Genomic DNA, 11037 nt, shown 5'->3' with positions numbered 1-11037 from the left:
AGGGGCGAAAAGGTGACCTGAATCGAACCCCAATCTACCTGAAAAAGAAAAACCGCTTTGTGACGCAGAGCGTCATGAACTGCATTCCCACGCGGAGCGTGAGGAACGACAGTCATCAGGCTCCGGGCCGTGCCTCTAGCCCGACTCATCTAAAGTGCTTTTCGATCTCGGTGGCACTGACGACGCAAATTGCGACGTAATCCATCCGAACCACGCCTGATGGCGGGGCGAACGCCCATCCTACTGCTGCGCCACGTCATCCTTCTCCCAGCCGCCGCCGAGAGCCAGAAACAGATTGATCTGCCCCATCGCCACCTGCGTGTTGGCCTCTGCCATCTGCGCGCGTACGTCGGTGTAAGTGCGCGTGGCTTGCAGGTCGGCGAGGAACGAGGCGCGCCCGGCCTGATAGAAGCGGTGCGTCTGGTCAGCCGCTTCCTTGGCGGATTGCTCGGCTTCTCTGAGCGCGTCGCGGCGGTCGAGCAGGGCGGTGTATTGCGCCAGACCGGTCTGGGTTTCCCGGATGGCATTGAGCACCACACCGTCAAAGCGCGCCAGCGCAGCTTGCGCCGAGGCTTCGGCCTGATGGATGCGGGCGCGTGAGCCGTTGGACGGAATGGTCCAGTTCAGCAGCGGCCCGAAGCCCCAGCGATTGGCCGCCGGCTTGCCAAGGTTCTCGATCAGGCCGGTGGTGCCAATGCTCGCGCCGATGCTGATGTCCGGATACAACTCACCGGTGGCAACACCGATCTCGGCAGTCGACATCGCCAGATGGCGTTCAGCCTGACGCACATCCGGGCGGCGTTTGAGCAGCGCTGCGCCGTCGCCCACCGGCATGACCTGCGCAATCTGCGGCAACTGGTTGCAGGTGCTTACCCCGGCGGGCAGTTGCTCGACAGGTTTGGCCAGCAGCATCGACAGGCGGAACATCGCAGCCTGACGGCGCGCCTCGTAACGGGGCATTTCGGCGCGCAATGACTTGAACTGCGTCTGCGAACGAGTGACCTGGGTTTCATCGCCACGCCCGGCATCGCGCAGGCGCTGGTTGAGGGACACACTCTGTTTTTGCAGGTCCAGCGATTCGCGGGCGATGTCGAGCTCTTCATTGGCCGCACAAATCTGCGTGTAGGCGCGCACCACATCGGCGACCACCGTGATGCGTGCCGTATCGACCGCCGCCTGATTGGCATCGACATTGGCCTGCGCCGCTTCGATGCCACGCTGCAAGGTGCCGAACAGATCGAACTGGTACGAAGTGGTCAGACCCACGTCGCCGACATTGGCCACCGGCACCTTGTCGGTCAGCAGAAACGCCTCGCCCGACTCCTGCACGCGCTGCGCGCCGATCTTCGCGCCGTTGGTAAAGCCGCCGGCCGCCTCGGCTTCCGAGGTCTGATAGCGGGCACGCTGCAGGTTGGCGGCAGCGATGCGCAGGTCGGTATTAGAAGCGATGGCCTGGCGCACCAGCTCATCCAGACGCGCATCCTGGTAAAGGCGCCACCAGTGCGCAGGCACCGGGGCCGAAACCGTGTTGACCGAGCGACCCGCCAGTTCACCCTGCAAGTCAGGGCGATTGATCGCGCCGTCTTTGGGCAACTGGTAATCCGGACCGACCATCTGGCAGGCCGACAGCACGGCGGTAAAGCCGAGCGCGGCCACGCGTAAAGCACGTTTCATCGGCTGCGCTCCTGCGTGTCGTCGATAATCGACACCGTCGCGGTACGCCCGGCAATCATGCGGAAATCGGCAGGCACGTCATCGAAGGCAATCCGCACTGGAATCCGCTGCGCCAGACGCACCCAGCTGAAGGCCGGGTTGACGTTGGGCAGCAGGTTCGAGCCGCTGCTGCGATCGCGGTCTTCGATACCGGCAACGATGCTCACCACATGGCCAGTCAGCCGCGCGTTGTCGCCGATGACACGGATGTCGACGCCCTGGCCGACATGGATGCCGTCGAGCTTGGTTTCCTCGAAATAGCCGTCGATGTGGAACGACGTCGAATCGACCACCGAAAGCACTGGACGCCCGGCAGTGACGAACTCATGTTCGCGGGGGGCGCGGTCGTTGAGGTAGCCGTCCACCGGGCTGCGTATCACCGAGCGATCCAGGTTCAACTGCGCGGCGTCCACTGCAACCTTTGATTCGCCGAGTGCGGAAAGGGCCCGAGCCTCGCGCGACTGGCTTTCTTCCAGTTGCTCGCGGGCGACCAGATTGCCCAGGCCACGGTTACGTTTGTTCTCACGGCGTGCCTGCTCCCAGGTTTCCTGACGTTCGGCGACCGTCGCCTGCGCCTGGCGCAGTGCCAGGCGGAAGCGGTCCTGGTCGATGGTGAACAGGACCTGGCCCTTGTGCACAGGCTGGTTGTCAGTGACGTCGACCTTCTGGATCAGCCCGGACACGTCCGGTGCGATCTGCACGATGTCGGCGCGGATATGCCCGTCGCGCGTCCACGGTGCATACATGTAATACATCACCATGCGCCATACCACCACGGCGGCCAGGGTGACAACCAGCAGGGTCAGGACCACGCGGCCCAGTGTCAGTATCGGTTTTTTCATGTCATCAGGTATCGACTTAGAGTATCCACGGCGCCGAGCAACAAAGCGTATAGACCTACGTTGAACAAAGCCCGGTGCCAGACCAGACGGTAGAAGTGGGCACGCGACAGCACCGCGTGCACGACCAGAAACAGCAGATAGGCGATGCCCATCATCGCCAGGAACGTGGGGATGAAGATCCCGCTGATGTCCAGATCACCGATCACAGGGGCGCTCCATCGATGTTGTGCGGCAGTTGCTCGGTCAGTTCGCCGCCCACGGTGACGATTTCGACCCCCGGCAGCAGGGCCAGGCGCAGGCCGCTGAGGGCATGCAGCAGGTGCAGTCGGGCCGGGCTGTCGCCCATCTCCTGATCGGTCAGTGAACGGCGTGCGCGGTCCATGGCCATCAGCAGGCCTCTGGGCGCGGGTAGCCGTTCACCGGCCTTGCGGCACTGTTTGAAATAGCCGCTGACTTCGTCGATCACCTGACGCAGCAATACCTGAGCAGCAGGCGTGGCGCGGCGGGTGTAGGCCAGCAGGTCGAGCATGTTCAGCGCGACGCGCAGTTCACGCAGGGCAATCCCGGTGTCCTGGGCGGTGAGCGTCAGGCGCGGCAGTTGCTGCATCAGGCGGTCGAGCATTTGCACGCCCATGCGCCGATGCTCGGCCAGCGAAGCGTTTTCACTGAGGCTGGCGATGTCACGCCAGCTGAAACGGGTCAGACGCTTGACCGCCAGTTCGACGCCGAACGGGCGGAACACCAGGGTCCAGATGAAGGCGAACAACAGCCCGGCAGGACCCGCCAGGTTGGCGTTGAGGAAGTTCATGAAGTCCGCGTCATAAGCGCTCTGGATACTGATGAACGACGAGGTGTTGACGATGGTCAGCAGCGTGCCGAGAAAGAAGCGCGGCTGCACGGTCAGGGTCCCGACGCATATGAACGGCACGGCAAAGGCCAGCACCAGCATCGGGAAGTCATGCAGGTTGGGCAGCACCACAAACAGGTACAGGCTGGCGAACACCACCGAGAGCAGGGTCCAGAAAAAGAACCGGTAGATTTGCGGAGCAGGGTCGTCCATGGCGGCGAAGAAGCTGCACGACACCGCCGCCAGTGCCACAGCACTGGCGCCGTCTTTCCAGCCGAGCAAAATCCACAACACCGACGCGGCGATGATCGCCAGCACCGTCGAAGTCACTGAATAGAGCATCAGACCGCGGTCGAGAAACGGCGTCAGACGGCCCAGGCGCCAGTGGCGGTAGACCGCGCGCCACTGTGACTGGTCGTCGGTCTTGATCGCGTATTGCAGGGTTCGGCAATCCAGCCACAGGTCGATCCATTCACCCAGCCTGAACAGCGTATTGGAAAGCAGCAGTTGGTCGCGGTCGTCCAGTTGCGCGGAGTCCGGTTGCAGGCTCTGCAGATCGCGGTGCAGCTGCTGCCATTGCTCCACCTGCGGCCCATCGGCAGTGCTTTCGAGCCAGTCGCAAGCCTTTTGCAACAAGGGCTTGATGCTGGCCAGCAGCTCGGGCGTGCGTCGCTCCAGCGCCCACAGCGCGTCATCCAGCGCATCGATGACCGGCAAGAGGTGGATCATCCGGCCGCGCAGTTCATTGGCGTTGCGCACGGTTTGCTTGCGGGCGCCTTCGTGGCTCAACTGGCCGATCATCATTTCCAGTGAGTTGAAGCTGCCGACCATCGAGTTGCGCAGCGTACCGATTTCTTCGGGCTGACATGTGCGGCTGATAAAGCGCTGGCTGTAGGTCGCGGCGTCGCTGAACCACTTTTCCGTGGTGGCCTGAAACACCGGTGCCAGGCGTCTGGGCCAGAACATCGCACCCACGACAGCGGCGCAGATGATGCCGAGAAAAATCTCTTCGGTACGCGACACCGCGATGTCGAATACAGCTTGCGGGTTGTCGACCACTGGCAGCGAAATCAGCGGCATGGTGTAGCCGGCCAGCATCAATGCGTAGCTGTTGGCGGTGCGCAAGTGCAGGGACAGAAACAACAGGGTGCCGGTCCACAGCCCGACCACGATGGCCAGCAACAAGGGTGTCTGCACGAACATGGGCACCAGCACGACCGAGGCCGCAGCACCGGCCAGGGTTCCGGCCGCTCTGTACAGCGCCTTGGAACTGGTCGGGCCGACGAAGGGGCTGGAGACGATGTACACCGTGGCCATTGCCCAGTAGGGGCGGGGCATTTCCATCAACAATGCGATGTACAGCGCCAGCATCGACGCGCCGAAGGTGCGTACACCGTAGAACCAGTCGCGTGCAGGTGGAACGCTGGAGAAAAATCCGTTCAAGCCTGGCCCCCGTGTTCGCGCTGCGCCGCATCGGCAAACGCCTGTAACACCCGCAAGGTGGCCTCCAGGTCGGCAGGTTGCAGCCCGTGCAGCACTTCGGCACGCAAGCGGGTCAGCTCGGCTTCGATGGCACACGCCAGTGCGCGACCTTTGCGCGTCAGGCTCAAGGCCTTGGCGCGGCGGTCATTCGGATCTTCGGTGCGACAAACGATATCGGCCTTGCACAATTGGTCGAGCAGACGCACCAGCGTCGGACTTTCCATACCTGCCGCCTGGGCCACTTTCACCTGATGTGCGCCATCGCCCAAGCGTGCAATGGCCAGCAACGGTCCTGCGCAGGCTTCGGAAATGCCATAGGTCACCAGCGTGTTCTGGCAAATGCGTCGCCATTGGCGAGACGCGGCCACCAGGCCACTGCTGATTGTCCGATGCAGGGATTCGACAGACATGAAAACACCAGGAATTTAGTTAGGAGCGATATTGTTAGTAGGGAGATAAATAGCTTGCTAACTAATATCTCGTAACAACTGCTTACAGTCAACCCGAAGCTGCCCGGCGGAGGCGCTTTCTTTCTAACCCGTTAAAAGCGCGTTTCGAGAAGACGGGACGCTCTAAAAGGGTCGCCTTGGTCAGCTTCAAGTAGCGGAAGTTCATTTCTGAAGAAGATAATTGCTACCGTCTGTCGGTAATTTGCGTTTTTTTGCGCTGTATCGGCCTCGACACATTCAAAAAAATGACGCGCTTCACAAAACACTTCTTCACGTTAATCAACGCTTGTAGCTCGACAGTGGCACATGGCTGCATCGCAACAATTGATATCGCAGTGATGGCATTGGCTATTTTTAGACGGTTTGTTGACGCCAAAGCGTTGTCGAGGCTGTTTAAAAAATAAACGATTCAGCCGATAGTCTGGATGACCAAACGGGCCAGCACACCCGTTTCAGAGCCATTCAGTTGGTGCGCGATGCGCACCTTGCGAGCTACGCGATGATCGACCTTGCTACCTGGAATCTCTCCGTACCTGTCGGAAGCCCCGCGACCATTATCGAAACCCCCAAGTTGGTAAAGGGCTATCGGGATGGCTATTTTCAATCCGGGGATACGCTGTTTTTCTGGGCGCCGGTGACGGGTTCAACCACCGAAAACGCCAAGTACCCGCGTTCCGAATTGCGCGAGACGACTTCAGACGGAAGAGTCTTCAATTGGGCCTACTCCAGTGCCGACAACTTTCTGCGCGCGACCCTGGAAGTCGATCAGGTGCCTTCCAGCGGCAAGATCGTGATCGGTCAGATCCACTGCTACCAGAGCACCGAACCGCTGCTGAAGGTGGAGTATCAGTACAAGGAGAAGCTGCAGACCGGCAACATCGTCGCCAAGTTTCGTCGTACGCCGGACTCGGAAATCGAGGTCATCAACATCGCGCAAGGTGTGCCGCTCAACAAGCAGTTCAACTACACCATCAACCTGTCGCCGTCTGGCGATCTGACGGTGAATGCCTTTGACGCAGTCTGGTACGCCAAGCTGGATTCAGCCTGGGCCAGCAAACTGTTCTACTTCAAGGCAGGGGTCTATACCCAGGACAATACCGGCTACACCACGGAAGGCGGCTCGGCCACCTTCTACAAGCTGGCCATTGCCCACGAGAAAAAGAATTGATCCTTGCGCACTGCAGGCTTCAGGCCGCTGGAAATATCAGGCTGAAGCAGATTCTGCCGACGGCGGGTTGAGCGACTTCGACCCGACCGCCGTGCAGTTGCATGATTGCCGTGACGATCGCCAGCCCCAGGCCGTTGGAATCCGAACGCTCATGGCGTGAGGCGTCACCGCGATAGAAACGATCGAACAAGCGTGCAAGGGTGGCCTCCGGCAGCACCGGTCCCTGGTTCTCCACATCGATCTTCCAGTGCCTGTCCACAGCCGTCACCCGCATCAGAATCTCGCTGTTTTCATCAGCGTAGCGAATCGCATTGGCGACCAGATTGCTCAATGCACGCCGCAGCAAAATCGGATCGGCCAGCAGCGTGCCCTGTCCGTGGGTGCTCAGGGTCAGGTTGCGTTCTTCGGCCAGCCCCTCGAAATAGCCGGCGACCCGTTGCAGTTCATCATGCAGATCCAGCGATTGACGTTCCAGCGCGGCCTGGGCTTCGTCCGCCCGTGCCAGAAACAGAATGCTTTCCACCAGCCGCGAGATGCGCTCCAGCTCTTCCAGATTGGAGGCCAGCAGCGCCTGATATTCATCGGCGCTGCGGTTCTGGCGCAAGGCGACCTGACAATGGCCCATCAGTGAGCCGACCGGTGTGCGGATTTCGTGGGCCAGATCGGCAGAAAACTGCATCAGGCGCCGGTAGCCATCGTCCAGACGGTCAAGCATGGCGTTGAAGGCGTCGCTCAGTTGTTGCAGCTCGACGGGCGTATCGCTGCTGTCGAGGCGTTTGTGCAGGCTGGCCGGGGTGATTGCGGCGGCATGGGCGGCCATTCTGCGCAGTGGACGCAAGCCGCGACGCAGCAGCACATAACCCAGGGCTGCGGTGATCAGAAACGCCAGGGCCACGGCTATATAGATGCGCTGACGGAAGCTGGCGAGCATGGCCATTTCCTTGACCATCAGGTGCGCGGCCTGCAAACGTACTTCGACACCGTTGGACATCACCTGCACGGCAGCAGCGCGTAACGGCACGCCTTGCAGGCTCATGCCGCTGCGCAGGTCGTCGACCCGCAGCGGCTGATCTTGCGCCACGGTCGGCAGCTCCGGCAGAGGCGCGTGCTGCGGGTTGACCGATATCACCGGTGACTTGCCCGGTTCGCCGATGATGAAGATGTCTTCTTCGCTGTCGAGCATGTTCTCGAACAGCTGCGGGCTGCCCTTGAGGTTGTCCATGGTCAGGTCATAGCGCAGCAGCTTGCGAAAGTGGTCCAGCCGCGCGAGCACGGCATGGTCGCTGCGTTGCATGACCGTTTCTTCGATGGACTGATACAGGTACAGGCCTGCGCCGCTGACGGTGAGCATCGCCACCAGGGCAAAGGCCAGGGTCGAACGCAGGGTCAGGGAAGGCTGGCGTCGCATGGGCGCACCTCGCACACATAACCGATGCCACGCACGGTGTGGATGAGCTTGACCGGGTAGGGCAGGTCGACCTTGCTGCGCAGGCGCTTGATGGCGACGTCCACGACATTGGTGTCGCTGTCGAAATTCATGTCCCAGACTTCCGAGGCAATCTGTGCCCTGGACAGTACGTCGCCTTCGCGGCGCAATAACAGGTGCAGCAAAGCGAACTCCTTGTTGGTCAGCACAATGACCTGTTGCTGGCGCGTCACCCGGCGGCGCAGCAGGTCCAGCTCAAGGTCGGCCAGATGAAAGTGGTCCGCCTCGCGTACCACGCCCCGGCGCAGGATGGTGCGGATGCGCAGCAGCAGTTCGGTGAAGGAAAACGGCTTGACCAGATAATCGTCGGCGCCCAGCTCCAGGCCGCGAATCCGGTCCTGCAACTGGTCGCGCGCGGTCAGAAACAGCACTGGCACGTCCTGCCGGGCGCGCAGTACTTCGATGATTTGCCAGCCGTCGATGCCCGGCAGCATCACGTCCAGCACAATCAGGTCATAGCGGTTTTCCAGCGCCAGGTGCAGGCCGTCGGCCCCGTGCTGGGTCCAGTCCACCTTGTAGCCGGACTCACCCAGACCCTTCTTCAGGTACTCGCCGGTTTTGGTGTCATCTTCAATCAGCAGGATATGCATCGTTTTGTCCGCTACGCTTTTGCCTGCACCCATGGTGCGCCGATGCCGGAGTCTAACGAGTTGCCGACAAGGTGTCCGACGAATGACAAAAATGTCATTGCCCGGTCATTCTGCGGTGCCGGTAGCGGTGCAAAGATGGGTTTCAGATCTCACCTGCCAAGGAAGTACCGATGAAGACTGCACTCTCTACTACGTTCGGCCTGCTGTTGCTCAGTGCCGCTGTCATGACCCAGGCTGCCGACATGAAGGTGGTCAAACCGATGCGTGGGACCGTCGACAGCGTCAGCGCCGACACCCTCGATTTCACCACTCGCTCGGGTCAGCACGAAAGTATCAAGCTGACTGACAAGACCGGTATTCGTCTTGTGTCCGAAGCTGACTTCAAGCAAATCAAAGACGACAGCTTTGTCGGTTCGGCTGCCATCCCGCAGGCGGACGGCACCCTGAAAGCGCTGGAAGTGACCGTTTTTGAGGCGAGCCTCAAAGGCAGCGGCGAAGGTCACTATGGCTGGGAAAACGCTGATGGCAGCACCGGCACCATGACCAATGGCACCGTTGGCACGTTGGCTGGCGCCGATGGCCGCACGCTGACCGTCAATTACAAGGGCGGCGAGAAGAAATTGATTGTGCCGCAGGATGTGCCTATCGCCTACGTCGAGCCAGGCAAGGTCGACCAGTTGAGCAAGGGCGCCAAGGTTGTGGTGTTCCCGGCTGACGACGGCAAGTCCGCTCGTGGTGTGGCCGTCGGCAAGGGCGGTTTCACACCGCCGATGTAATCACCGCCAGGGCTGTCAGGGGCGCAAGGCTGCCTCTGATGGCCTTTTCCATGCCTGATCAGAGGGATCTCGACATGAAAACCCGCCCCATTCATCCGTGGCCGGTGCGCCTGACCCACTGGGTCAATGCCGTGGGCATGGTCTGTATGTTCATGAGCGGTTGGGCGATCTACAACGCCTCGCCACTGATGCCGTTCACCTTTCCCAAATTTCTGACACTCGGCGGCTGGCTGGGCGGTTCCATTGCCTGGCACTTCGCGGTGATGTGGCTGTTGGTCATCAACGGTCTGATTTATGTGCTGTATGGCGTGTTCAGCCGCCACTTCAAACGCGACCTGCTGCCGGTTCGACCGTCCGAAGTGACGCGTGACATGAGTGACGCGTTGCGTTTTCGACTGGTCCACGTCAAAGGCCGTTACAACGCCGTGCAACGGTTGATGTACTGGCTAGTGCTGGCCATGGGTGTGCTGGTGGTGCTGTCCGGCCTGGCCATCTGGAAACCGGTGCAATTTCAGGGGTTGGTCAGTCTGCTGGGCGGATTCGATTTCGCCCGTTGGGTTCATTTCGGTGCGATGACCTCCATCGGCGCGTTTGTCATCGTCCATCTGCTGCTGGTCGTGCTGGTGCCCAGTACCTTGCTGCCGATGATAACCGGCGGCCGCCAGCCGAACGAAGACGGAACTGCGCAATCATGAACGAACCTCGTAAGCGTACGACTCAGCGCATCATTCTCGAGCCTGCGCAGCAGCGTCAGTTGGTCGATATCCAGCGCCGCTCGTTTCTGCGCGCGGGGCTGACCGTGGGCGCAATGTCGATGCTCACGGGCTGTAACCTGCAGGATGGCGATCAGGTCGATAAGGTGCTGTGGGCCATGTCGCGCTGGAATGACCGGGTTCAGGCCTGGCTGTTCAACGGCCAGAAGCTGGCGCCGACCTACAGCAAGGCGCAGTTGACCAATCCGTTCCCGTTCAATGCGTTCTACCCTGAATACAATGTGCCGGAGCTGGATCTTTCCGATTACCAGCTGGCGGTGTCGGGGCTGGTGCGGGACAAGCAGCCGTGGACGCTGGAGGCGCTGCGCAAACTGCCGCAACGCACGGACATCACGCGGTTGATCTGCATCGAGGGCTGGAGTGCGATAGGGCAGTGGGGCGGCGTGCCGCTGAAGACGTTCCTGGAGTACATCGGCGCTGACACGACGGCGCGTTTTGTCGGTTTCAAGTGCGCTGACCGCTATTACTCAAGTCTGGATATGCCCACTGCGCTGCATCCGCAGACGTTGCTTGCGCTGGACTTTGGTGAAGTGGCGCTGCCACCTGATTACGGTTACCCGTTGCGGGTGCGGGTGCCGACCAAGCTTGGCTTCAAGAATCCCAAGCACATCGTGGAGATTTTCGTCAGTAACGAGAATCCTGGGGGGTATTGGGAGGATCAGGGGTACAACTGGTTCAGCGGGATCTAGGAGCTGACGCAGAGCGTCGCACGATGGCGGTAGTGAGATTATCGTTCCTCACGCTCCGCGTGGGAATGCCGTTCGTGACGCTCTGCGTCACACAGTGGTTTTGGGATGTCAGGTGGATTGGCGTTCGGCTCAAGTCACCTTTTCGCCCCTCGGCGAGTCACTTTGAAGGGGCCAAAGTGACCAAAGCCCCTGGCTCCGTTTCCGGCCCGACTTCGTCGGGTT

11 protein-coding genes are annotated in these 11037 nt (G+C 60.8%); 4 read left to right on the top strand and 7 right to left on the bottom strand.

Annotation, left to right across the window (positions count from 1 at the left end; genetic code table 11):
- Positions 1-240: 240 nt before the first annotated feature.
- The 5 genes from P406_RS21670 to P406_RS21650 are packed head-to-tail and all read right to left on the bottom strand — an operon-like array spanning position 241 to position 5294.
- On the bottom strand, positions 241-1674 hold the full coding sequence (locus P406_RS21670; RefSeq protein WP_046237338.1) for an efflux transporter outer membrane subunit: 1434 nt from the start codon (positions 1672-1674) through the stop codon (positions 241-243).
- Entirely contained in the window at positions 1671-2555 is an 885-nt protein-coding gene (locus P406_RS21665) for an efflux RND transporter periplasmic adaptor subunit (protein ID WP_003417775.1), read from the bottom strand. Before P406_RS21665 ends, P406_RS21670 begins: the two co-directional genes overlap by 4 nt.
- A complete protein-coding gene (locus tag P406_RS21660; RefSeq protein ID WP_003315925.1) occupies positions 2552-2761 on the bottom strand; it encodes a DUF1656 domain-containing protein in 210 nt (69 codons plus the stop codon). The genes P406_RS21665 and P406_RS21660 overlap by 4 nt, the downstream gene beginning before the upstream one ends.
- On the bottom strand, positions 2758-4845 hold the full coding sequence (locus P406_RS21655) for an FUSC family protein (RefSeq protein WP_046237337.1): 2088 nt from the start codon (positions 4843-4845) through the stop codon (positions 2758-2760). The genes P406_RS21660 and P406_RS21655 overlap by 4 nt, the downstream gene beginning before the upstream one ends.
- Positions 4842-5294 (bottom strand): MarR family winged helix-turn-helix transcriptional regulator, encoded by a 453-nt coding sequence (locus P406_RS21650; RefSeq protein WP_046237336.1) that lies wholly within the window; start codon positions 5292-5294, stop codon positions 4842-4844. The genes P406_RS21655 and P406_RS21650 overlap by 4 nt, the downstream gene beginning before the upstream one ends.
- Before the next feature lie 538 nt (positions 5295-5832).
- On the opposite strand from P406_RS21650, the gene P406_RS21645 reads away from it, so the two are divergent.
- Positions 5833-6501, top strand: a complete 669-nt coding sequence (locus tag P406_RS21645) for a polysaccharide lyase family 7 protein (protein WP_011268396.1) — start codon at positions 5833-5835, stop codon at positions 6499-6501.
- A gap of 19 nt (positions 6502-6520) precedes the next feature.
- Here the strand turns inward: P406_RS21645 and P406_RS21640 are convergent, their stop codons facing one another.
- Both P406_RS21640 and P406_RS21635 read right to left on the bottom strand, forming a co-directional pair.
- The gene (locus P406_RS21640; RefSeq protein ID WP_046237335.1) at positions 6521-7909 is read right to left on the bottom strand and encodes a heavy metal sensor histidine kinase; all 1389 of its coding nucleotides are present in this window, start codon (positions 7907-7909) and stop codon (positions 6521-6523) included.
- Positions 7888-8577: a heavy metal response regulator transcription factor gene (locus tag P406_RS21635; protein ID WP_002554192.1), complete on the bottom strand. Its 690-nt coding sequence runs from the start codon at positions 8575-8577 to the stop codon at positions 7888-7890. Before P406_RS21635 ends, P406_RS21640 begins: the two co-directional genes overlap by 22 nt.
- 170 nt (positions 8578-8747) lie before the next feature.
- Here P406_RS21635 and P406_RS21630 point away from each other — a divergent pair, with 170 nt between their 5' ends.
- The 3 genes from P406_RS21630 to P406_RS21620 all read left to right on the top strand — a co-directional run bounded on the left by P406_RS21630 (position 8748) and on the right by P406_RS21620 (position 10815).
- Positions 8748-9353: a hypothetical protein gene (locus P406_RS21630; protein ID WP_046237334.1), complete on the top strand. Its 606-nt coding sequence runs from the start codon at positions 8748-8750 to the stop codon at positions 9351-9353.
- A 74-nt stretch (positions 9354-9427) separates the two neighbouring features.
- A complete protein-coding gene (locus tag P406_RS21625; RefSeq protein WP_032699143.1) occupies positions 9428-10048 on the top strand; it encodes a cytochrome b/b6 domain-containing protein in 621 nt (206 codons plus the stop codon).
- Positions 10045-10815 (top strand): molybdopterin-dependent oxidoreductase, encoded by a 771-nt coding sequence (locus tag P406_RS21620; RefSeq protein ID WP_003417766.1) that lies wholly within the window; start codon positions 10045-10047, stop codon positions 10813-10815. The genes P406_RS21625 and P406_RS21620 overlap by 4 nt, the downstream gene beginning before the upstream one ends.
- Positions 10816-11037 lie beyond the last annotated feature (222 nt).

This window comes from Pseudomonas syringae pv. coryli str. NCPPB 4273 (genome assembly GCF_000972175.1).
Classification (GTDB): domain Bacteria; phylum Pseudomonadota; class Gammaproteobacteria; order Pseudomonadales; family Pseudomonadaceae; genus Aquipseudomonas; species Aquipseudomonas syringae.
This window is presented reverse-complemented; position numbering and strand designations above follow the sequence as displayed.